21 protein-coding genes are annotated in these 20,829 nt (G+C 66.3%); 11 read left to right on the forward strand and 10 right to left on the reverse strand.

The window, feature by feature from the left end; genetic code table 11:
- Window positions 1-50: 50 nt before the first annotated feature.
- Entirely contained in the window at window positions 51-875 is an 825-nt protein-coding gene (locus BDI24065_RS02520; RefSeq protein WP_175029871.1) for a phosphate/phosphite/phosphonate ABC transporter substrate-binding protein, read from the reverse strand.
- A gap of 303 nt (window positions 876-1,178) precedes the next feature.
- Here BDI24065_RS02520 and BDI24065_RS02525 point away from each other — a divergent pair, with 303 nt between their 5' ends.
- Together BDI24065_RS02525 and BDI24065_RS02530 are read left to right on the forward strand one after the other, a co-directional pair.
- Window positions 1,179-2,204, forward strand: coding sequence for a fatty acid desaturase (locus BDI24065_RS02525; protein ID WP_175029872.1), 1,026 nt, complete (start codon window positions 1,179-1,181; stop codon window positions 2,202-2,204).
- A gap of 184 nt (window positions 2,205-2,388) precedes the next feature.
- Window positions 2,389-3,591 (forward strand): benzoate/H(+) symporter BenE family transporter, encoded by a 1,203-nt coding sequence (locus tag BDI24065_RS02530; RefSeq protein ID WP_175029873.1) that lies wholly within the window; start codon window positions 2,389-2,391, stop codon window positions 3,589-3,591.
- A 25-nt stretch (window positions 3,592-3,616) separates the two neighbouring features.
- Here BDI24065_RS02530 and BDI24065_RS02535 read toward each other — a convergent pair whose 3' ends face one another.
- Together BDI24065_RS02535 and BDI24065_RS02540 are read right to left on the reverse strand one after the other, a co-directional pair.
- Window positions 3,617-4,504: an NAD(P)H-binding protein gene (locus BDI24065_RS02535; RefSeq protein WP_175029874.1), complete on the reverse strand. Its 888-nt coding sequence runs from the start codon at window positions 4,502-4,504 to the stop codon at window positions 3,617-3,619.
- A gap of 153 nt (window positions 4,505-4,657) precedes the next feature.
- Window positions 4,658-5,581, reverse strand: coding sequence for an AraC family transcriptional regulator (locus BDI24065_RS02540; RefSeq protein WP_175029875.1), 924 nt, complete (start codon window positions 5,579-5,581; stop codon window positions 4,658-4,660).
- A gap of 193 nt (window positions 5,582-5,774) precedes the next feature.
- On the opposite strand from BDI24065_RS02540, the gene BDI24065_RS02545 reads away from it, so the two are divergent.
- The gene (locus tag BDI24065_RS02545) at window positions 5,775-5,972 is read left to right on the forward strand and encodes a hypothetical protein (RefSeq protein ID WP_175029876.1); all 198 of its coding nucleotides are present in this window, start codon (window positions 5,775-5,777) and stop codon (window positions 5,970-5,972) included.
- 39 nt (window positions 5,973-6,011) lie between these two features.
- Here the strand turns inward: BDI24065_RS02545 and BDI24065_RS02550 are convergent, their stop codons facing one another.
- On the reverse strand, window positions 6,012-6,965 hold the full coding sequence (locus tag BDI24065_RS02550) for a LysR family transcriptional regulator (RefSeq protein ID WP_046548935.1): 954 nt from the start codon (window positions 6,963-6,965) through the stop codon (window positions 6,012-6,014).
- 101 nt (window positions 6,966-7,066) lie between these two features.
- Between BDI24065_RS02550 and BDI24065_RS02555 the strand changes: the two genes are divergently transcribed.
- From BDI24065_RS02555 to BDI24065_RS02570, 4 genes are all read left to right on the forward strand, one after another.
- Window positions 7,067-8,425 carry an NAD(P)/FAD-dependent oxidoreductase gene (locus tag BDI24065_RS02555; RefSeq protein WP_175029877.1) on the forward strand — a complete coding sequence of 453 codons (1,359 nt, stop codon included), beginning with the start codon at window positions 7,067-7,069 and terminating at the stop codon, window positions 8,423-8,425.
- Between the two features lie 326 nt (window positions 8,426-8,751).
- Entirely contained in the window at window positions 8,752-9,186 is a 435-nt protein-coding gene (locus tag BDI24065_RS02560) for a phosphatase (RefSeq protein WP_043178987.1), read from the forward strand.
- A 179-nt stretch (window positions 9,187-9,365) separates the two neighbouring features.
- A complete protein-coding gene (locus BDI24065_RS02565) occupies window positions 9,366-10,997 on the forward strand; it encodes a histidine-type phosphatase (RefSeq protein WP_175029878.1) in 1,632 nt (543 codons plus the stop codon).
- Between the two features lie 143 nt (window positions 10,998-11,140).
- Window positions 11,141-11,515, forward strand: a complete 375-nt coding sequence (locus tag BDI24065_RS02570) for a hypothetical protein (RefSeq protein ID WP_175029879.1) — start codon at window positions 11,141-11,143, stop codon at window positions 11,513-11,515.
- Here the strand turns inward: BDI24065_RS02570 and BDI24065_RS02575 are convergent.
- Window positions 11,512-12,498 (reverse strand): sterol desaturase family protein, encoded by a 987-nt coding sequence (locus BDI24065_RS02575; RefSeq protein ID WP_175029880.1) that lies wholly within the window; start codon window positions 12,496-12,498, stop codon window positions 11,512-11,514. The genes BDI24065_RS02570 and BDI24065_RS02575 overlap by 4 nt on opposite strands.
- Window positions 12,499-12,592: 94 nt before the next feature.
- Between BDI24065_RS02575 and BDI24065_RS02580 the strand changes: the two genes are divergently transcribed.
- Window positions 12,593-13,639, forward strand: a complete 1,047-nt coding sequence (locus tag BDI24065_RS02580) for an AraC family transcriptional regulator (protein ID WP_175029881.1) — start codon at window positions 12,593-12,595, stop codon at window positions 13,637-13,639.
- 74 nt (window positions 13,640-13,713) lie between these two features.
- On the forward strand, window positions 13,714-14,019 hold the full coding sequence (locus BDI24065_RS02585) for a hypothetical protein (RefSeq protein WP_175029882.1): 306 nt from the start codon (window positions 13,714-13,716) through the stop codon (window positions 14,017-14,019).
- A 34-nt stretch (window positions 14,020-14,053) separates the two neighbouring features.
- On the opposite strand, the gene BDI24065_RS02590 is transcribed toward BDI24065_RS02585, so the two are convergent.
- Window positions 14,054-14,350, reverse strand: coding sequence for a hypothetical protein (locus BDI24065_RS02590; protein WP_175029883.1), 297 nt, complete (start codon window positions 14,348-14,350; stop codon window positions 14,054-14,056).
- A 416-nt stretch (window positions 14,351-14,766) separates the two neighbouring features.
- On the opposite strand from BDI24065_RS02590, the gene BDI24065_RS02595 reads away from it, so the two are divergent.
- The gene (locus tag BDI24065_RS02595) at window positions 14,767-16,413 is read left to right on the forward strand and encodes an EAL domain-containing protein (RefSeq protein ID WP_175029884.1); all 1,647 of its coding nucleotides are present in this window, start codon (window positions 14,767-14,769) and stop codon (window positions 16,411-16,413) included.
- A gap of 32 nt (window positions 16,414-16,445) precedes the next feature.
- On the opposite strand, the gene BDI24065_RS02600 is transcribed toward BDI24065_RS02595, so the two are convergent.
- The 4 genes from BDI24065_RS02600 to kduI all read right to left on the reverse strand — a co-directional run bounded on the left by BDI24065_RS02600 (window position 16,446) and on the right by kduI (window position 19,439).
- Window positions 16,446-16,787, reverse strand: coding sequence for a hypothetical protein (locus BDI24065_RS02600; protein WP_175029885.1), 342 nt, complete (start codon window positions 16,785-16,787; stop codon window positions 16,446-16,448).
- A 64-nt stretch (window positions 16,788-16,851) separates the two neighbouring features.
- Window positions 16,852-17,733 carry a DNA-binding transcriptional regulator KdgR gene (gene kdgR / locus BDI24065_RS02605; RefSeq protein ID WP_175029886.1) on the reverse strand — a complete coding sequence of 294 codons (882 nt, stop codon included), beginning with the start codon at window positions 17,731-17,733 and terminating at the stop codon, window positions 16,852-16,854.
- 58 nt (window positions 17,734-17,791) lie between these two features.
- Window positions 17,792-18,598 (reverse strand): 2-dehydro-3-deoxy-D-gluconate 5-dehydrogenase KduD, encoded by an 807-nt coding sequence (gene kduD, locus BDI24065_RS02610; RefSeq protein ID WP_175029887.1) that lies wholly within the window; start codon window positions 18,596-18,598, stop codon window positions 17,792-17,794.
- 4 nt (window positions 18,599-18,602) lie between these two features.
- Window positions 18,603-19,439 (reverse strand): 5-dehydro-4-deoxy-D-glucuronate isomerase, encoded by an 837-nt coding sequence (gene kduI, locus BDI24065_RS02615; protein ID WP_175029888.1) that lies wholly within the window; start codon window positions 19,437-19,439, stop codon window positions 18,603-18,605.
- A gap of 279 nt (window positions 19,440-19,718) precedes the next feature.
- On the opposite strand from kduI, the gene kdgT reads away from it, so the two are divergent.
- Entirely contained in the window at window positions 19,719-20,738 is a 1,020-nt protein-coding gene (kdgT, locus tag BDI24065_RS02620) for a 2-keto-3-deoxygluconate transporter (protein WP_175029889.1), read from the forward strand.
- Window positions 20,739-20,829 lie beyond the last annotated feature (91 nt).

A 20,829-nucleotide genomic window follows, 5' to 3' on the forward strand; every position in this document is an offset into this window, starting at 1 on the left:
ACGGTCGCACCGTTCCGCGCCGCCCTGCATTCCCTCACATTACCCCCGCATCACGCCAGTTCCGGATATCCGTGCGCGGCCGCGTCCTCCGCGAACCGCGCAATCGCGTCGTAGTCGGCTGGCGACAACCGTTCGAATCCCTTCAGCCGCAACACGCGTGCCCGTTCCGCATCGGCCGCGACCGCGCGGTCGAGCGCATCCTGCAACGCAGCGACCTGTGTGGCTTCGAGCGCTCGCGATGCGATGAACGGCAACCCCGGCGCGAGCGCCGTCATCCCGACGATCCGGATGTCCTTCAGCAATTCGGGCAGCGCGTCGCGCACGTATGCGAACGTCACGCAGTCGATCGCCGCGCAATCGGCTTCCCTCGAAGCGAGCGCACGCAGCACATTCAGGTGCGAGCCGAGCGCCGCAACCGAACCGAAGAATCGTCCGTCGCGCGCATGCGGCGCAACCGCATGCCGGAGCGCGTTCATCCCGCTGTGCGAATCGCCGCTGTTGAATGCGGCCCGCAGCCCCCGACATGCGGCAAGCGTCGTCGCGCCGCCCGCATGCGCGCGTGCCGACACGGCCAGCACGCTGCGGTAGTGCGCGCCGTGGCAGCCGTCCGCATCGAACACGGGGGTCGCGATCAATCGCACTTCATCGCGCAAGCCCAGCATCCGGTACGGGTAGCCGCAGGTCTGCGACAGCAGCAGATCGTCGCGCCGCCACAGCGCATGCAGGTCGTCGAACGGTGCGTCGGGAAGCGCGACATCGGCGGGCCCGCCCGCGTTCGCGAACGCATCGAGCGCATCGCTCAGCAGCGCGCGCCACAGCGCGTCGTGGCGCGGCGTCACGTTGTACATCGGCAGGGCGGCGATCCAGGGGCTCATGCGGGCATTCTACGCATCGACGCTCGCCCAGCGGAACCCCGTTCGATCCCGGCAAAACGGGGGCCGAACGTGGCGCGGTGCGCCTGAAGCTTATCGGCCAAGCGACGATAAGCAAATCCGAATCGATTGGTTGGCCGCGCGGCGTGATCCCGGTACCGTCCTGATGCCTGCCCGAGCATCGCCTTCGCACGTGATAACGGACAGGCCGACCGTGATCCGCGAGACACCTGCGCACCTGGGCCGAGCGCACCGGTTCTACCGCTTGTTCCCCGCACTGCCCGTTTTCAATCCCGCCTCAACGCCATGGCCGAATACTTCGACGTCGACCACGCGCGTGCGATCGCCGCGCTCGACACCCGCTTCACCGCCCGCACCGAGTGGCCGACCTGGCTGCTGGTCGTCGCGATCTACGGCGGCTGGCTCGCCGTGCTGCTGCTCGTGCGCGACGGCACCCTGTCGCTCGCGGCCGCGACGCCGCCGCTGATCCTGCTGGGCGCGTGGCACCTGTCGCTGCAGCACGAGCTGCTGCACGGCCACCCGACGCGCTCCGCGCGCGTGAACCAGCTGCTCGGCTATCCGCCGCTGACGGTCTGGTATCCGTACACGCTGTATCGCGACACGCATCTCGACCATCACCGCGACGAAGACCTGACCGTGCCGGGCGTCGATCCCGAAACGAACTACGTCACGCGCGAACACTGGGCGCGGCTGCCGCGCTGGCGCCGCGTGCTGACGCTCGCACGCAAGACCTTCGTCGGGCGCTTCATCGCCGGGCCGCCGCTGAGCATCGCCGCGATGGGCGTCGACGCATTCACCGCATTCCGGCGTGGCGACTTCCGCTATCTGCCGATGTGGGCGACGCACGTCGCCTGCGTGGTGGCGCTGCTCGCGTGGCTGCAATGGGCCATCGGCGTGCCGTGGTGGTATTACCTGCTCGCAATCACGTGGCCCGCGTTGTCGATCGCGATGATCCGCTCGCTGTACGAGCACCGCGCTGCGCCACATCCGAAGGCGCGCATCGCGATCAATGAAGCCGGCTTCGCGATGCGACTGCTGTACCTGAACAACAACTATCACCTCGTCCATCACGACCTGCCGAAGCTGCCGTGGTACGACCTGCCGCGCGCGTACCGGATGCGTCGCGACGCGTATGCGCAGAAGTGCGGCGGCTTCGTGATTCGCGGCGGGTATCGCGAACTGCTGGCGCGCCATGCGTGGACGCCGACCGATGCACCCGTGCATCCGTTCGAGCAGGGCACGGCGTCGTTGTCGACGGGGAGTGGCGTGAAGGTGGTGGTGGTCGACAAGGTGTTGCAGATCAGTACGTGACGTTCGGCGAAGCCGACGATTCGTCCGTCCCGCTGCGCATTCCTTACGAAACGCCGACACTCCTGCTCGTACCCGCGCATTGCCAATTGCGCCGGCAATGCCCAGAATGACGGCTCGTCCGGGGCTTCCAACAATCATTCGCCCCGGCTCTGCCCCCGGCCGCGCGCCGCACTCCCCCACGACGATGCAACCGAATACCCCGCCCGGCGCAATCCGCGCGATCGGCAACGACTGGTCCGTTTCCGCGATTACCGCGGGCTTTCTCGCGGTACTGATTTCCTACGCGGGCCCGCTCGCGATCTTCTTCCAGGCCGCGCAGGCGGCGCATGCGTCCAATGCGATGGTGTCGTCGTGGGTCTGGGCGATCTCGATCGGCGCGGGTGTATCGGGCCTGTTCGCGAGCTGGAAGCTGAAGGTGCCGGTCATCACCGCATGGTCGGCGCCCGGCACCGCGCTGCTCGTCGGCCTGTTTCCGCAACTGACGCTGAACCAGGCGGTCGGCGCGTACCTCACGGCCGCGCTGATCATCCTGGTGATCGGCGTGACCGGCTATTTCGACCGGCTCGTCCGCCACATTCCGCGCGGCATCGCGTGCGGGATGATGGCCGGCATCCTGCTGCCGTTCGGCACGCATGCGTTCGCCGCCGCGTCGGAGCAGCCTGCGCTCGCGTTCGGGATGATCGCGGCCTACGTGATCTTCAAGCGCCTGCTGCCGCGCTACAGCATCGTGCTCGTGCTGCTGACGGGCGCCGCGCTCGCAACGCTGCTCGGGATGACGCACCTCGGCAACGTGTCGGCGAGCATCGCGCACCCGATCTTCATCGCGCCCGAATGGACGCTCGGCACGACGCTCAGCCTCGCGCTGCCGCTCGTCGTCGTCAGCCTCACCGGCCAGTTCCTGCCGGGCATGACGATCCTGCGCGTGTCCGGCTATCACACGCCCGCACGGCCGATCATCACGGCGACCAGCGTGATGTCGCTCGTAGTCGCGTGCTTCGGCGGGATCACGATCGTCGTCGCGGCGATCACGGCCGCGCTCTGCACCGGCAAGGACGCGCACGAGGACCCGGACCGGCGCTACGTCGCCGGGCTCGCGAACGGGGCGATCTACCTGATCGGCGGGCTGTTCGCGGGCACGATCGTCACGGTGTTCTTCGCGCTGCCGAAGGCATTCGTCGCGATCCTCGCGGGGCTCGCGCTGATCGGTGCGATCGGCGCGAACGTGCACGGGATCTTCGATGACGAGAACCACCGCGAGGCGTCGCTGATCACGTTCCTCGCGACCGCGTCGGGCATGACGTGGCTCGGGCTCGGCTCCGCGTTCTGGGGGATCGTGATCGGGTCGCTTTCGTATGCGGTACTGAACAAGGTGCGGCGACTGGCGTGATGCGCCACGCGCGTCGCCGCCACTGTCATCGCGCGTGCTGACGCACCAGTTGCGCGAGCGCATCGGTCAGCGTCGTCGTGCCGTAAAGCCGCTCCGACACGCCCTCCTCGACGTCGATCTGCCCGGCGTTATGCACGTCGTAGAGATCGACGATCAACTGCGCATGGCGTTCGCTGAGGCCCGCGCGCAGCAGCGTCGCAGTCCAGGTGTCGCGCGGCAGCTCATGCGCGACGATTGCCCGGCCGGCCGCCGAGGCGAGCGTATCGGCGATCGCCGTCACGCTCACCCGCCGCGGCCCTTCGACACTGACGATGCGCGGCCCGTTGCCGCCTTCGGGCGCATCGAGCAAGAGCCGCGCCGCGACGACGCCCACATCGGGCGCCCAGACCGTCGGGAACACCTTGCCGACCGGATGGTGAAAGCTCGGCAGCACGCCGGTGCCGAGCGCGACCGGCAGGATCCGCGTCCAGTTCTGCAGATGCTCGGCCGAACGCAGCAGCGTCAGGTGCGTCGGGATCGCCTTCAGCCGCTCCTCGAAGTGATGAAACAGCCGGGTGATGCCCGTATTGCCGTCGCGCTCCGCACCGTAGTCCGACAGCGCGAGCAGCACCGGCGGCGGGTTGGCGGCGAGCGCGGCGGTCGCCACGTCGATCGTCCGCGTCATTGTCGCGGCCGGATCGGGATCGGCGACGGGCACCGGGCACAGGATCTGCACGGCCCGCGCGCCGTCGATTGCCGATGCGACCGCGTTCGCGTCCGTCAGCTCGGCGATCACGACGTCGCAGCCGAGCTGCGCGAAACGCTCACGATGGCGTGCGTCGCGCAACACCGCGCGCACGGGATGGCCGGCGTTGCGTAGGGCCGTCACGGTCGACTGGCCGACGTTGCCGGATGCACCGAAGATCACGAACACGATTCGCTCCTGGGGGGATGAAAGTGAGGTGATTGTCGGGTTGGGCGGAGGGAACGGCGCGCAGGGAGAGATGAATACAGCAGGAAAGGATGACGGGATGCGGGACCGCGCACGGATCGCGCAGTGGCCCGCCCACCCGTCACGATGCCGAGGCTAGCGACGCGAAGGCTTCGCGTCCTCATCGCCGTCATAAGCGAGCCGCAGCCCGCCCCGCGCCCCCGACCGTGCAATCTCGGTCGGCGTCGCGCCCAGTACGCGATTCATCCAGTTCGCCATGTGGCTCTGGTGGGCAAACCCGGCTTCGAGCGCGATCTGGCTGATGCTGAGCCGGCCCTCGAGCAGCAACGCCTTCGCGCGCTCGACCCGGCGCCGCACGACGTACTGATGCACGGGCATCCCGAGCGTTTCGCGGAACAGCACCTTGAAATGCGGCACGCTGATCGACACGAGCGCCGCGAGTTCGGCCAGCGTCATGCGCCGGTCGAGGTTCGCTTCGACGTAGTCGATCACGCGCGCGGCCGCCTTCGGCGCAAGCGTGCGGCGGCGCTCGCGAAACGCCGGCTGGCCGTCGACCAGCCGCGCGACGAGCGCCGTGCACAGGCTTTCCGCATAGAGCGGATCCGACGCGTCTTCCGCTTCGAGTTCGGCGGCCATCGCCCACGCGATGTGCTGCAGGCGCGGATCGCGCACCTGCAGCCGGCGGCGGATCTGCCCCTGCGACGGCTTCAGCTCGAGCTGTTCGACGGTCCGCCGCACGAAGGTGTCGCTGAGTGCGATATGCAGGATCCGGCAGTCGGCGCTGTCGGTCCACTGGCCGGGCAGGCCGGCCGGAATCACGTCGACATCGCCGTGCGCCTGGATGCGCGACACGCGCTCGCCGTCGCACACGCAATCGGCGCGAACGGGCGGCCCGATATGCACGCCGATCCGGTGATGCTCGGCCGCCGGAATCCGGTAGGTACCCGCGCGAATCTCCAGCAGCGACGCGCCGAAGCCCTGCCAGCCGAGCCCGCGGCTGGAGCGCAGGCTGACCGGGACGCCGTTGTCCGTCGGCGCCGCGAGAATCGCATCGCTCATGGCCTTCCTCCAGTGGATCGGGATGTCGAACGCGCATTGTGACGCGTTTTCGGGCCGCCTGCCGGCCTGCCCGGTACGCGCCCGGGCCGAGCAGAAAAAGATCATCCGTTCCTGCTCTAGGCCATCCTTGCGTGTGCGCCGGCGGGCGTCGCGCCGCTTACGATGGCCCCATCCGACACCTACGGAGACCGTCATGCCCCATTGCCTTGCGCAGCGCACCGCGCTCACCGCGCCGTCGCCCGCCACCCCCACCCACTCGTCATCCGGCCCCAGCGCCCGCAACGCCCGCACCCCGATCGCCGCATGGTGCCTGCGCATCGTCGGCTGGTACCGGCTCGAACGGCTGCTCGCGTCGATCCCCGACAGCAACGACGACTTCGGGCTCGTCTGACCGGCCGGGCGGCCGACATTGTCCACCTGCTTGCGCCGCCTACTTGCGCCGCCGCTCGTGCGGCGCCACCGTCGCGCCGTCGATCACCGGTGCGCCCTGCTTGATCAGGAAATCGCGGAACAGCCCCGTGACCTGTGAAATGCGCCGGTCGGCGAGCGTGACCACATACCATTCGCGCTCGATCGGGTTGCCGGGAAACGGCAGTTGCCCGAGCAGCCCGGTACGCAGTTCGAGTGCACACGCGTGCAACGACAGGAACGCCACGCCGAGCCCCGCTTCGGCCATCTGCTTGATGGCCTCGTTGCTCGACAGTTCGGAGCCCACATGGAAGCGGTAGCCCGCGTTCTTGAACAGGCTCTCGACGGTCGAGCGCGTGCCCGCGCCGCGTTCGCGCACGAGCAGGTGCGCGGATTCGAGATCCTTCAGCGCGACGCGCTTGCGCTGCATCAGCGGATGGCCGGGCGCCGCGACGAACACCATCGGATGCTTCGCGAACTCGACCGCATGCGTGCGCAGCTCCTTCGGCGCGCTGCCCATCACCGCGAGATCGATTTCATGCGTTGCGAGCATGCGGATGATGTCGTCGCGATTTCCAACCTTGAAATAAGTCTTCACATGCGGACGCGTCGCGGTGAATTTCACGAGCAACGGCGGAATCAGGTACTCGGCCGTCGTGATCGCGCCGATCCGCAGCGTGCCGCCGAGATCGCCCGTCAGCGCGGCCACTTCGTCGCCGGCCTCGCTCCACAGATGCAGGATCTCGCGCGCATAGCGCGACACGATCTCGCCGGCCGCAGTGAGCTGCACGCCGCGCCCCACCCGCTGCAGCAACGCGGCGCCGACCGCCTCCTCGAGCAGGCGAACCTGCAGCGAAACAGCCGGCTGCGTCAGGTTCAGTTCCTCGGCCGCTCGCGACACGCTGCCGAGCCGCGCAATCATGTCCAGCGCCTTCAGCTGCCGGAACGTCGCGGTCTTTCCTATAAGTGAATACATATGAGTCGCTTATAAACATTAAATTGTTCGAGTGGGTTCGAAACTATATCGTCGGTTCTTGAGCAATGTCATCCGAATCGTCATTAAAGCGGGAGCCCACCATGGACAACACCACGCCCAACCTTGCAACGGACCGCGCACCGCGCCTGCCGCGCATCGTGATCGTCGGCGGCGGCGCCGGCGGCCTGCACCTCGCCACGCGTCTCGGCGATACGGTCGGACGCCGCGGGCAAGCCGAAGTCGTGCTCGTCGACCGCTACCCCACGCACTTCTGGAAGCCGCTGCTGCACGAAGCCGCATCGGGCCATCGCGACCCGGCCTCGCACACGATCGAATACGCGGCGCAGGCGAAGCGCCACGGCTTCCGCTTCGTGCAGGGCGCGCTGCAGCAGGTCGACCGCGCGGCACGCACGGCGACGATCGCGGCCGTGCAGGACACGGACGGCACGGAAATCCTGCCGCAGCGCGAACTCGGCTATGACGACCTCGTGCTCGCCGTCGGCAGCGTGACGAACTTCTTCAATGTGCCGGGTGCGGCACGCCACGCGCTGCCGCTCGAAAACCTCGACCAGGCCGAGGATTTCCGCCGGAAGTTCCTCGCAGCGTGCACGAAGGCGAATCACCAGGCCGAACAGCAGCCCGCGCGGCGTGCGGCGCCGATCTGCATCAACGTGATCGGTGCGGGCGCGACGGGTGTCGAGCTGGCAGCGGCATTGCGGGACGCGATCCAGCAACTGACGACGTACCGCTTCAAGGCGCTGGTGTCCGCACGCGACGTGCACATCCGGCTGATCGAAGGCGGCCCGCGCATCCTGCCGGCGCTCGACGAGCGGCTGTCCGGCAAGATGCACGCGCAGCTTCGCGCGCTGAACGTCGACGTGCTGACCGATACCCGCGTGGCGGAAGTCGGTGCGGACGCCGTGACGACCTCGACCGGTGAACGGCTCGCAAGCGACATCACGATCTGGGCGGCCGGCGTGGCAGGCCCCGCGTTCCTGCGGCAGATCGGCGACATCGCGCTCAATCGTTCGAACCAGGTGATCGTGACCGACACGTTGCAGACGCCGGACGACCCGCACGTGTATGCGTTCGGCGACTGCGCCGCCTGCCCGACGGCCGGCGCGAGCGGCTTCCTGCCGCCGCGCGCACAGGTCGCGTACCAGCAGGCCGTGTATCTGGTCAACGCGTTCGCGCGCCGCGTCGCCGGCAAGCCGGTGGCCGGCTTCACGTTCCGCGATGCGGGCACCGTCGTGTCGCTCGGGCATGCTGGCGCCGTGTACCAGGCCGACATCAGCGTGCGTTCGCGTTCGCTGATCGTCGACGGACTCGCCGCGATCGGCCTGTACAAGTTCCTGTATCGCAAGCACCTGTTCAGCGTGGTCGGCGTGAAGCGCGCGCTGTTCCAGTCGCTGAGCCACTGGCTGCAAAGCCGCAACCAGCCGTCGATCAAGCTGCACTGATCACGTCGATTCACACGCGGCATCGCAAGACGGCATATCGGGCGTGCATCGCTCGATGTGCCGTTTTTTCATATGCACTTGCGCGGTGCATTCACTGCGTGCGCGAATCTGGTGCATCACATCGAAGGCCGTCGATGCGATGCGATTCGCGCGGAATATGCGGTGCGACACGCATCCCGCGCCCACATTGGCTCGCCACCCCATTCATTAGTCGAATCGTATGGGTCGGATATAAATATTAATTGGTCGCGATTTCGGGATCGACGCTAAGGTGTGTGGCATTCCCGTCGGCGAACGGATCATCACGTCTCTGAAGAGGAATCACCGTGGTTATCGAAGCCATCGTCACCCGTCTCGACGCAGCATTCGCGCAAATCGAAGCAACACCGGATTCGCACGAATCGCGCCATCAACGCGACGCGATCATCCAGTGGCTCGACCGAGCATCGGAAGAAGGATATCGACTCGGTCTCGTCACGACGCTGCCGGCCGCACGGCTCAGCGACATGTTCGAAGGCCAGTTCGGCCGCGCGAACCTCGACCGCTTCTCGGTCGTCGTCACGGACGCCAATCAGCAGGACTCCGGATCAAATCAGCATCCTTTCGACGTTGCGCTGCAGGCACTCGGCGTGCCGCCCGAACGCGCGGTGGCGATTGCGAGCAGCGAACCGGAGCGCCGCGAAGCCGAGCATTTCGGCCTGTCGCGCTGCGTGAACATCACCGATACCGTGCGCTCGATCGCATCGGCCGGCCTGCACTGAACGCCGGCACACGGGCCGGCGGTGGCCGGCCCTCCGCAATCCGGCGGCAATCCGACGATTGCCCGACCAAATCCTGACATTCTGCTGTCAAAGTCGCTTGCAACACTTCCGGGCTTGATCGATCACTCCCGGAGACGGGACGACGCGAACCCGCCTCGTCCCGCCCGTTGCACGCCACGATGACACGCCCGACCCGCACCGCCACCGCCCTCGCGATTACCTGCCTGCTGCTCGCCGCTTGCGGTGGCGACGACTCGACACCGCCCGCGGCCTCCGCCGACAACAGCGGCTCGACGCCCGCACCGCAGCCGCAGCCGCAGCCGCAGCCCCAGCCCACGCCGACACCCGCGACTTACTACCAGACGAAGACGCCGTACCGTCCGCAGCAGGACGCCGCGACGTACGAAGCGCCGCCCGCCGGCTACGCGCCCGTCTATACCGAACTCGTCGCGCGCCACGGCTCGCGCGGGCTGTCCGGCTTCAAGTACGACGGCGCGATCTACGCGATGCTGGTCAAGGCCGACGCCGACGGCGCGCTGACCGCGCTCGGCGCACAGCTCAAGGCCGACACGTACGCGATGATGAAGGCCAATGCGCTGCTCGGGTATGGCGTGTCAGGCATCTCGACGCCCGGATACGGCAACCTCACGCAAACCGGCATCCGCGAACACCAGCAGCTCGCCGCACGTCTCGCGCAGCGGCTGCCCGCACTGTTCTCGGCTGGCAACCGGCAGGTCGTCGTCGTCAACTCGGGCCAGGATCGCGCGGTCGACAGCTCGACGTATTTCTCCGCGTCGCTCGTGGCCGCGCAGCCCGCGCTGGCCCCGGCGATCACGCTGCCCGCCGCGCCGTCCGGCTATCCGGCGAACGCGCCGGTCGCGCAGCCGGCCGGCACCAACCGCTTCCTGCTGTATTTCCACTCGCTGAAGCCGGCCACCGATCTCGTGACCGATACCGGCAATCCGTACTACGCGACCTACCAGGCGAGCCAGGCGTACCAGGCCTATTCGAACGACTCGGCGGTGGCCGCGAAGCTCAACGCGATCAAGGCCGCGCCGAAGGCGGCCGACGTCGCGCAAACGGTGCTGTCCGCGCTGGTGTCGCAGGCCTTCATCGCGAAGCTCGGCACCGACGGCTACACGTTCGCGAACACGGGCACCTATGCGTTCACGTCGGCGGACGGCAAGTTCACCAACACGCTGAAGGGCGACGGCAAGACGAAGATCGCGACGGCCGTCGATGCGGTGAACGTGCTGTACAACCTGCTGCAGGTCGCGCCCGCGATGACGGCGGAAACCGGCAGCGTCACGATGGAGAAGTACATCGGCGCGGAGCAGGCGCAGTATCTCGCGTATCTGCAGGACGCCGAGGATTACTACCAGAAGGGCCCCGGCCTCCAGGAAGCGAACCCCGTCACGTACCGGATGGCGAAGGTGCTGCAGGACGATTTCTTCGGTGAAGTCGATGCAATCGCGCGCGGCGACCTGACCCGCGCCGCGAAGCTGCGCTTCACGCATGCGGAGATCGTGATTCCGTTCGCGTCGATCATGAACCTGAAGAACGTGTTCGTGCCGACGCCGCAGGCGCAGACCTACACGTATGCGAACAATCCGTGGCGCGGCGATCAAGTGTCGCCGATGGCCGCGAACATGCAATGGGATGTCTATCGCAATGGGTCGCGGCTCATCGTGAAGATGCTGTACAACGAGCGCGAAACGGATTTCCAGGCCGCGTGCGACGGCGCGAAAATCGCGCCGGGCAGTCACTTCTACGACTACGCGGGGTTGAAGCAGTGTTACGGGTATCAGTGACGCCTGATTGCCGAACAATGCGCCGAATACATCAATACCGATAACCGCTAATCGCGAACACCGCAATCAATAAAAATAGGTGTTCGTGATCTATAAAGTTTTAGCGCGCGTGGTCGTTACTCTGAATTTTGATCGGGAATGACATGCATTCAATCATTGCACGCTCGTTTGGTGGACTCACGCGCGCCTACTATATCCGCAACTTTCTTTTCAGCTTGATCTTTCCCGCGCTATTCATCTTCATCTCCAACTTCGGGAAAGAAAGCGTGCCGGGCGGGCTGCTCGCGCTCATCTTGAGTTTCATGGCAGTCAGTTGCCTCCTCTACCCGTACGCCCGATTTGTCTACGAAAGCGTCGTGAACTACATCGTCGGACGCAATATGTTCTTCGTGAACGCAGTACTGATGCTCATCGTCAAGTTCATGACCATGTTCCTGTGCTGGTACCTCGCCATTTTTATTGCGCCGCTTGGCCTCGCCTATCTTTACTTCCGCAATCGCTCGCCACGGATCAACTAAAAATGGGGCATGCGCGGTGATGTCCCGCGCTCGGCCCTTTCGACCCGGCCTGCTTCATCCTCGCCCTTGCGCTCGACACTCCACGTATGGATCGGCCGATGCCCCGGCCGCTCCCATTCGGGCGGCATCCACAGGTGTTTGAGCCGCTGCAGGACGGGCCCGGACGCGAACACGTCGCGCCACATGTCGACGAATTCGTGCAGGTTCAGTACCAGGAAGTTGTACGAACGAATCTGCTGCGTGATCCCGTAGTCGACCGGCTCCGTCTCCTCGACATACGTGCCGAACAGGCGATCGAAGACGATCAGCACGCCGCCGTAGTTCTTGTCGATGTAACGCGGATTGCGGCCGTGATGGGCGCGATGGTTCGACGGCGTATCGAACACGTACTCGAACCAGCGCGGCAGCCGCCCGATCGCTTCGGTATGCACGAAGTACTGGTACGCGAGATCGACCGCGAGCAGGAACAGCACGACGGCGGGCGGGACGCCGAGCCACACCGGCGGCAGGTAGAACACGAACACGCCGACGAACGCATTCAGCAGCGACTGCCGCATCGCCGTCGTGAAGTTCATCACTTCACCGCTGTGATGCGGCACGTGCGCGGCCCAGAACCAGCGCACGCGGTGCGACGTGCGATGAAACCAGTAGTAGCAGAACTCCACGACGACGAAGATCGGCACGATCGTGAAGCCGTTCACCGGCACATCGAACAAGCGGTGCCGATAGACCCACGCGAAGATCGCGCCCGTGAACAGGAGCCCCATCACGGTCTCCGCCACCTGATAGCCGGCGCCGAGCGACAGGTTCGCGACGATCTCCTTCCAGCGAAACGGCTCACGGCGGCCACGCCCGGTCATCACCGCGTACTCGATCGCGAACGCGATCAGGAACACCGGCGTCATGCCGATCAGCAGCACCTGCTTCCAGTCCACGTCGTTACCCAGGAACGCATGGAGCCACGTCATCAACTCGGTCGGCATGTTCACGGCCTCGATCAAGAACTGACCGGCAGTATGGTCGCGCCCGGGTCGCCCCGCGTTGACACTTGCCGACGATTACTTGACACTTTCCGCCATGCCCGCCGCCTCCCCGCTATCGACGCAGCGCGTCTACTACTCGAGCACCTACGTGCGGCTGCTGTTCGACTATCTGTCAGAACAGGGCAAGGATGCCCCGCGCGTGCTCGGCGAGGCGCGGCCGCCCGAGGACGATCGCGGGCTCACGCTGTACGCGAGCGCGCACTGGCGGCGCCTGCTCGAATGCGCAGTCAGCGCGCTCGACGATCCGCTGCTCGGCCTGCATGTCGGCCAGCGGATCACGCCCGCCCACCTCGGCGCACTCGGCTACGCGCTGCATGCGTGCCGCGATGCCGGCGCCGCACTCGCGCGCTGGCAGCAATACGAACACCTGATCGCGAACGTCGCGCGCATGGAAGTGCGGGTCGAGGCGACGTCGGTTGCGATCGAATGGCACGACGCGCCGGAGCCGCTCGGCCCGCTCGTCGACGAAGTGGCGCTGACGGCCATCGTCCAGTTCGCGCGCAACATCACCGGCACGCATCACGGGCCCGACGAGGTCTGCTTCGTGCACCCGTCACCCGGCGACGCGCAACCGTACATCGATTATTTCGGCTGCCCGGTGCGGTTCGGCCAGCCGGTGAACCGGCTCGCCTTCCCGTTGCACCTGCTCATGCAGCCGCTGCGCCAACCGGACGACGCACTGCTGCAGATGATGGAACGCCAGGCGAGCGCGCTGCTTGCCGAACTGCGGCAGACGGACGATCTCGAACAGTCGGTACGCGAAGCCGTCGCGCGCCTGCTGACGCAAGGCGAAGCGAGCATCGAGCAGATCGCCGCGGACCTGCACGTGTCGTCACGCACGCTGCATCGGCGCCTTGCCGAACTCGGGCTCAACTTCCGGATACTGCGCGAGGACACGCGGCGGCGGCTCGCGATCGACCACCTGAACGATCCGCGGCTGACGCTCGCGGAAGTCGCGTGGCTGCTCGGCTATTCGGAACACAGCGCCTTTACGCGCGCCTTTCGGCGCTGGACCGGCGAATCGCCGCAGCAGTGGCGCAGCCGGCAACCTGCGCGGCCAGCGAACGTCGCGCGCGGCTGAGCGCGGCGCACCAGCGTGCCGCCGACGAACTCGTGCCCGCCCGTGCGGTCGAACGAGCATCGCCGGAGAATCCCATGAAACGCGTTGCCCCTGTCGCTGTCCTGACCCTGCTTGCCGCCGTCAGCTTGCCTGCCGCCGCCGGCACACCCGCCGGCAGCGCCGAGCCGGCTCCCGTTCAAGCGCACGCCAGAAACTGCGTGCCGTCCCGCGACGCCACGCCCGACGCCCGCTCGCCATCGAAGGCGCCGCCGATCCGCGTATGCGTCAGCGATTCCAATACGCAACTGAACCTGCCGTGGTTCCTGACCGATGTCCTCACCGCGGTGGACACGCATCAGTCGGGCGGCGACCTGCTACGCAAGATGCGCAACGATTTCTGAACGCGGCCCGCGCGACGCGCCGGCGCCGCATCGTTCATTCGTCTTCAGACGCCTGCAGCACCTGCACGAACGTGCCGACCATGCCGGCCCACATCGCGGGATCGGCAATGCTGCGCAGCAGCGCGAGCAACTCCTTTCGTTGACCTTTCGAAAGCGGCCCATGTGTGCCGCTGATGGTGTTGTAGCGCGGCGTACCGCGCGAAGCGAGCGCGCGGTCGAGCGAATAGTGGCGGGCTTGCCCGTTCACGGCAACCTGGATCCATAGCGAGCCGCCGTCCGCTGCGGCTGCACCATCGGTCACGATGACCGTGGGCACGGTATTTTCTTCCATTCCGAACCATCAGCGAGAAGCGCGACCGTACCGCGCGGCAACCGCGCGAACGCCGCCGGCAAGTCGACGAAACTGCGTCCTGAAAGAATCTTTCGTGTCGAGACGCAATGACAAAAATACACTAATAGTTGAATAACAATATTTCGTAATCTCTCATCACATCTTATACTTGCCGCGCACCATCCTCGTGCCAAGAGACGGTGTTTTTCGTCCCGGCCGCAAGACCATGCGGCCGGGGGTTTTTTCGGTGTGCTACGTCAATATACATGCGCCATATACGCATGTTTCCAGACGCAAGCCTCCGGCATGATTGGCCGATTGCAACGGGTCTGCCGCAGATGCCCGTCGCGACCGTCGCATCGATTGCATTGTGATACCGGTACGCACAGCGCATGACCCGAACCCGGGCATGACGCATGCGCGCCGTGGGTGTATCGACCGGTTCGACTCGCCTCTCCATACACACAACACCAAAGGCGACCGCGGGAATGTCAGCGTTCACGCCAGGCTCGAAGGCAGTTTTCCAGCGCAGCGGCGCATGGCCGCGGGTTGCCTTTTTCGTCGCCGTAATCGTTTGCGTGCTCGTGCCGGCATTCGCGATCGCGCTTGCCGACCGCTATGCGCGCGATACCGTCACCGAGCATGAACGTGTCATCGCGAACGACATCGTCGCATCGGTGGACCGCATCCTGGACGGCGCACGCCTGCGACATGTGGACGAACTGACCGCGCTCGTCGGGCGGCCATGCCCGGCGGTATTCCGCACGCTCGCCGAGATCGGCACGCGCCTGCGCTACCTGCGCGCCGTCGCGCTGGTGCACGACGGCCGCGTCATGTGCTCGTCGGCGCTGGGCGCGATCGACTTGCCGCTCGATGCGTACACCCACGAGCCGGAACCGGGCTCGACGCTCGTCACGCTGCTGCGCCAGACACCGTTCCAGCAAGGCATCCCGGTGTTGCCCGTGTTCTACGCCACCGCGCCCGGCGCAGGCGTGCTCTACCTGATCGAAGGTGACTACGTAGCCGACGCGCTCGCACACGGCGCCCGCTACGGGACGGAAACCGCGACGCTGTCGATCGCGGGTTCGGGCCATCTCGACCAGCACGGGAAGTTCACGCCGGAGTCGGCCACCGAACCCACCGGCGGAAGCACGATCGTGTCGCCCCGCTGGCCGTTCACGGTGCGGGTTGCCGCATCCGCGCACTATGCGTCGCAGGTCCGGCAGCACGATCGGCTGATCGGCATCACGATCGTGCTGCTGGCGGACGGCCTCGTGATGGCGGCCTACCTGCTCGCGATGGCGCCGCGCCGGCTGTTGCTGAAGGCGGTGCGCAACGCACTCAGGCGCGACGAACTCCATGTCGTGTACCAGCCGATCGTCGATGTCGAGACGCGCAGGACCGTCGGCGTCGAGGCGCTGCTGCGCTGGCAGCATCCCAAGTGGGGGGCCATCAGCCCGGCCGTGTTCATCCCGCAGGTCGAATCGAGCGCGGTATTGCCGAAAGTGACCGAATTCGTGCTGCGGACAGCCGTATCGGAGCTGTCCGCGCTGACGCCGTGCGCGCCGCTGCGCATCGCCGTCAACATCGCGCCGAAGGATCTCGAGCGCACGCGGTTCGTGTCCGTCGTCGAGGAGGCGATCCGCGCGCTACCGCCCGGCTTTACGCTGGTGCTCGAAGTCACCGAGCGCATCCTGCTGGAGAAGAACGCGCGGACCACCGCGATCTTCCATGCGCTGAGAGCGAAAGGCGCGAAGTTCGCGATCGACGATTTCGGCACGCATCACAGCAATCTCGACATGCTGTCGCGCTTTCCGTTCGACTACGTGAAGATCGATCGCCAGTTCGTCTCGCAACTGAACGGCGGGAGTGCCGGGCTGATCGAAGGGATCGCCTCGGTTGCGCACCACTACGACCTGAAGATCATCGCCGAGGGCGTGGAAACGGAAGTGCAGCATCGCGCGCTGCATACGGTCGGGATTCAGTATGCGCAGGGGTATCTGTATCAGCGGCCGCAGCGCGTGGAGCACTTGAAGCAGGGTTTTGCGTGGGCGTCGGTGTAGCGGCGTTGCCGCCGGCGCATACGCGTCGGCTGCTACTCGAGGCGCACGCGGTCCTGCTCGACCCAGCCTTCGAAGTCCTCGCCGGTCTTGCCGTTCATGTACATGACGTTGTACCAGCGCCCGTGCGGCTTGTAGACGGTCACCGAATCGCCGGGAATGATGAAGATTCGCTTCGTCATGCATTCCGCGTCGGGCGCCGAGTAGAAGTACGCGCGCCCCGCGCCGATGACCGTGCCCGACGCCGGCGGCCGGAAGTTGTCGTCCGGGCCGCTCGTGGCCGCGTCGAGCTTTGCGCAGTCCACTGCGTTTCCTGCTTGCGCGCCGTTCGCGCCGATCGCAAGCATCGCGATGCCGGCGAGCATCGTCATTTTCATCTGCATGATCCGTTGATAACGTCGTATTGTCGTTTCGTAATGCCGGTTCGCGACCGGCACGTGCTCAATCCTGCGCGACCGTCGCCTGCTCGACACCAGCCGCCTCCGGGCGATGTCCAAGCCGCGCGGAAATCGCCTGCCCGGCTTCCTTCAGCAGTGCGACATAATGCGCCTTCGTATCCGCGCCGCACCGCATCGTCGGAAACGACAGCGACAATCCCGCGATCACGCGATCGAAACGGTCGAACACGGGCACCGCGACGCACAGCAGGCCATCTTCCTGCTCCTCGTTGTCCTCGCCATAGCCCTGCTGCCGCACATGCGGCAGGATGCTCATCACCGCATCGGCCGACGCGAGCGTCTTCGCGGTCGACTTCCTGAACTCGACGCCGGCCAGCACCGTGCGCGCTTCGCCGGGCGTCATCCACGCGAGCAGCACCTTGCCGATCGCCGTGCTGTACAGCGGATTGCGCCGGCCGATCCGCGACTGCATGCGCAGCCCGTAATCGGCGTCGATCTTGTGGATGTAGATGATCGCGTCCTCGTCGAACGCGCCGAGATGCACGGCCTCGCGCGTCAACTGCCCGATGCGGCGCATCTCGAGATCGGCCTCGCGCACGAGGTCCACGCTCTCCAGCGCCTTGCTGCCCAGTTCGAACAGCCGGATCGTCAGCCGGTAGCGGTCGGTCTCGCCTTCCTGCGCGACGTAGCCGAGCGTCTTCAGCGTCTGCAGGAAGCGATGCACCGTCGTCTTCGACATGCCGAGATGCTGCGACAGTTCGCTGATGCCGATCTCGCGGCGATCGCCGAGCGCAGCGAGGATCGTGAAGACCTTGCCGACGGCCGCGACCGAGTCGGCCTTCTCCGCGCCGCCGGCCGCCGACGGGTCGGCTTCGGCTCCGTGGTTCGCCTGCTCGCCTTTGCGTTGCCTGGGCGTTGCTGTCATGTCCGTGAATCCGTGAGTGCGAATCGGAAGAGCATAACGCGTCCGCCGCGCGCCGCGATCAGCGCGCGAGCCACCCGCCGTCGACGGCGAGCGTGTGACCGTGCACGTAGTCCGACGCGCGCGAGGCAAGAAACACGGCCGCGCCCGCGAGATCGTCGGGGACGCCCCAGCGGCCGGCCGGGATGCGGCCGAGGATTGCGTCGCTGCGCCGACTGTCCTCGCGCAACTGCGCGGTGTTGTCGGTTTCCATGTAGCCGGGCGCGATCGCGTTCACGTTGATGCCGCGTGCGGCCCATTCGTTCGCGAGCAGGCGCGTCAGCCCCAGCACGCCGCTCTTCGACGCCGTGTACGACGGCACGCGGATGCCGCCCTGGAACGACAGCATCGACGCGACGTTGACGATCTTGCCGCCGCGCCCTTGCCGCGCCATCTGCCGCGCGACGGCCTGCGACAGGAAGAACACGCTCTTCAGGTTCACGTCGATCACGGCGTCCCAGTCGGCTTCGGTGAATTCGAGCGCATCGCAGCGGCGGATCATGCCGGCGTTGTTGACGAGGATGTCGACGTGCCCGAACGCATCGACCGCGCCGCCGACGATCCGCTCGACCGGTTCGAGCGTCGACAGATCGGCACGCACGTCGACGAAGCGTCGCCCGGCTGCCTCGACGCGCGCCGACGTCTCGTCGGGCACCGACCGGTTCGCCCCGACGATGTCGCATCCCGCCGACGCGAGCGCGACGGCCATCGCCGCGCCGAGCCCCGTGTTGCAGCCGGTGACGATCGCGACCTTGCCGGTCAGGTCGAACAGGCCGGCGGGCGCGGTGCGCGCATCGGCGGCAGGAAGATCGGACGTATCGCGTTTCATGGTGTCAGCGCAGGTCGGCAACGGCGAGAGGGTCCATGTCCTTGAACACCTGGTTCTCGCCGACCATCCCCCAGATGAACGTGTAGGCCTGCGTGCCGACGCCCGAATGGATCGACCAGCTCGGCGAGATCACCGCCTGTTCGTTGTGCACGACGACGTGGCGCGTTTCCTGCGGCTCGCCGAGCAGGTGGAACACGGCTGCGTCATCGGCGAGGTTGAAGTAGAAATACACCTCCATCCGGCGCTCGTGCGTATGGCACGGCATCGTGTTCCACAGGCTGCCGGGCTCGAGCTTCGTCATCCCCATCGACAACTGGCAGGTGGGCAGCACGTCGGGCACGATGAATTTGTAGATCGTGCGGCGGTTGCTTGTGGCCGCATCGCCGAGCGTGTCGGGCGACGCCTGCGCGAGTGTGATGGTGCGCGTCGGATACGCGGTGTGGGCCGGTGCGCAGTTCAGGTAGAACTTCGCGGGATGCGCACGATCGTCGCTGCCGAACACGACACCCTGCCCGCCTTGCCCGACGTAGATCGCTTCCTCGGTGCCCACCGCGTGACGCTGCCCGTCGACCTCGACCCAGCCGGGCCCGCCGATGTTGATCGCGCCCAGTTCGCGCCGCGCCAGCAGATGGCTCACGCCCATCGACGCGCCGAGCGATGCGGGCACCTCGACCGGCCGCGTGGCCGGCCACGCGCCGCCGACGACGATGCGGTCGATGTGGCTGTAGGTGAGCGACAGCGCGTCGGGCGCGAAGACGTTCTCGATCAGGAAATGCCGGCGCAGGCCGGCCGTATCGAGCGTCTTCGCGTGTTCGCTGTGGATGCCTTGCCGCACTTCCATGCCGGTTCTCCGTGGGGATGAGTACGCCGCCGGCATGCGCGCCGACGGCGGTCATACGATGAATTGAAGCATAGATTCATGAAATTCGGAACGTCGATCCGAATTTTTCGTTCGGCTCACCGCGCCTGATATTCCCTTTTCAATCATGCATCTATGCCTATCCGGGTATACGACTACCCACCCAATCAATAAAAATGGACCACCGTTCCGATTCGTATCCTATAGTCAGTCAGCAGACATCATTCGACAACGGGACGCATCGACGTCCACGGAGGAGACGTGAAGCTGAAACAGGCCATCGATCGCATCCCCGGCGGGCTCATGCTGGTCCCGATGCTGCTCGGCGCGTGCGTGCACACGTTCGCACCGAACGCCGGGAAGTACTTCGGCTCGTTCACCAACGGCCTGATCGCGGGCACGGTGCCGATCCTCGCCGTGTGGTTCTTCTGCATGGGCGCGACGATCAACCTGCGCGCGACCGGCGTCGTGCTGCGCAAATCGGGCACGCTGCTCGCGACGAAGCTCGTGGTCGCGTGGCTCGCGACTGTGATCGCCGCGCAGTTCATCCCCGACGACGGCATCCGCACGGGCCTGTTCGCAGGCCTGTCGCTGCTCGCGATCACGACGTCGATGGACATGACCAACGGCGGCCTCTATGCGGCCGTGATGCAGCAGTACGGCAGCAAGGAGGAAGCCGGCGCATTCGTGCTAATGTCGATCGAATCGGGGCCGCTCGTCAGCATGCTGATCCTCGGCGCGGCCGGTGTCGCGGTGTTCGAGACGCGGCTGTTCGTCGGCGCGGTGCTGCCGTTCCTGATCGGTTTCACGCTCGGCAACCTCGATGAGGACTTGCGCGAGCTGTTCGGGCGCTGCGTGCATCCGCTGATCCCGTTCTTCGGCTTCGCGCTCGGCAACGGCATCGATCTCAACGTGATCGCGAAGAGCGGGCTGCCGGGCATCGCGCTCGGGCTCGCGGTGATCGTCGTGACGGGTGTGCCGCTGATGCTCGCGGACAAGCTTCTGGGGGGCGGCAACGGCACCGCCGGGCTTGCCGCGTCGTCGACGGCCGGCGCCGCGGTCGCGAACCCCGCGATCATCGGCGAGATGATTCCGAAGTTCAAGCCGATGGTGCCGGCCGCGACGGCGATCGTCGCGACGGCTTGCCTTGTGACGGCGATTCTCGTGCCGATATTGACGGCGATGTGGGCGAAGCGGGCGGCGAGGTTGTCAGGGGCGCCGGTCAGGGTCGCGGCAAGGACGACGCACGGCGGGGCGATCGAGCACGAGGGGCATGTTTGAGGGATGCCGGTTCGAGTCCGGTCCCCGGCACCCGTTTCAAGTCAGTCAATGTTCGATGGCGTAAAAAACCCGGGAAATCGAAGTGTTTCCC

This window comes from Burkholderia lata, from assembly GCF_902499025.1.
GTDB lineage: Bacteria > Pseudomonadota > Gammaproteobacteria > Burkholderiales > Burkholderiaceae > Burkholderia > Burkholderia lata_C.

Coding starts and splice junctions, on each gene's coding strand:
- BDI24065_RS02520 (WP_175029871.1), bottom strand. CDS start 875: ATGAGCCCCTGGATCGCCGCCCTGCCGATGTACAACGTGACGCCGCGC.
- BDI24065_RS02525 (WP_175029872.1), top strand. CDS start 1,179: ATGGCCGAATACTTCGACGTCGACCACGCGCGTGCGATCGCCGCGCTC.
- BDI24065_RS02530 (WP_175029873.1), top strand. CDS start 2,389: ATGCAACCGAATACCCCGCCCGGCGCAATCCGCGCGATCGGCAACGAC.
- BDI24065_RS02540 (WP_175029875.1), bottom strand. CDS start 5,581: ATGAGCGATGCGATTCTCGCGGCGCCGACGGACAACGGCGTCCCGGTC.
- BDI24065_RS02545 (WP_175029876.1), top strand. CDS start 5,775: ATGCCCCATTGCCTTGCGCAGCGCACCGCGCTCACCGCGCCGTCGCCC.
- BDI24065_RS02550 (WP_046548935.1), bottom strand. CDS start 6,965: ATGTATTCACTTATAGGAAAGACCGCGACGTTCCGGCAGCTGAAGGCG.
- BDI24065_RS02555 (WP_175029877.1), top strand. CDS start 7,067: ATGGACAACACCACGCCCAACCTTGCAACGGACCGCGCACCGCGCCTG.
- BDI24065_RS02565 (WP_175029878.1), top strand. CDS start 9,366: ATGACACGCCCGACCCGCACCGCCACCGCCCTCGCGATTACCTGCCTG.
- BDI24065_RS02570 (WP_175029879.1), top strand. CDS start 11,141: ATGCATTCAATCATTGCACGCTCGTTTGGTGGACTCACGCGCGCCTAC.
- BDI24065_RS02575 (WP_175029880.1), bottom strand. CDS start 12,498: ATGCCGACCGAGTTGATGACGTGGCTCCATGCGTTCCTGGGTAACGAC.
- BDI24065_RS02580 (WP_175029881.1), top strand. CDS start 12,593: ATGCCCGCCGCCTCCCCGCTATCGACGCAGCGCGTCTACTACTCGAGC.
- BDI24065_RS02585 (WP_175029882.1), top strand. CDS start 13,714: ATGAAACGCGTTGCCCCTGTCGCTGTCCTGACCCTGCTTGCCGCCGTC.
- BDI24065_RS02590 (WP_175029883.1), bottom strand. CDS start 14,350: ATGGAAGAAAATACCGTGCCCACGGTCATCGTGACCGATGGTGCAGCC.
- BDI24065_RS02595 (WP_175029884.1), top strand. CDS start 14,767: ATGCGCGCCGTGGGTGTATCGACCGGTTCGACTCGCCTCTCCATACAC.
- BDI24065_RS02600 (WP_175029885.1), bottom strand. CDS start 16,787: ATGAAAATGACGATGCTCGCCGGCATCGCGATGCTTGCGATCGGCGCG.
- kdgR (WP_175029886.1), bottom strand. CDS start 17,733: ATGACAGCAACGCCCAGGCAACGCAAAGGCGAGCAGGCGAACCACGGA.
- kduD (WP_175029887.1), bottom strand. CDS start 18,598: ATGAAACGCGATACGTCCGATCTTCCTGCCGCCGATGCGCGCACCGCG.
- kduI (WP_175029888.1), bottom strand. CDS start 19,439: ATGGAAGTGCGGCAAGGCATCCACAGCGAACACGCGAAGACGCTCGAT.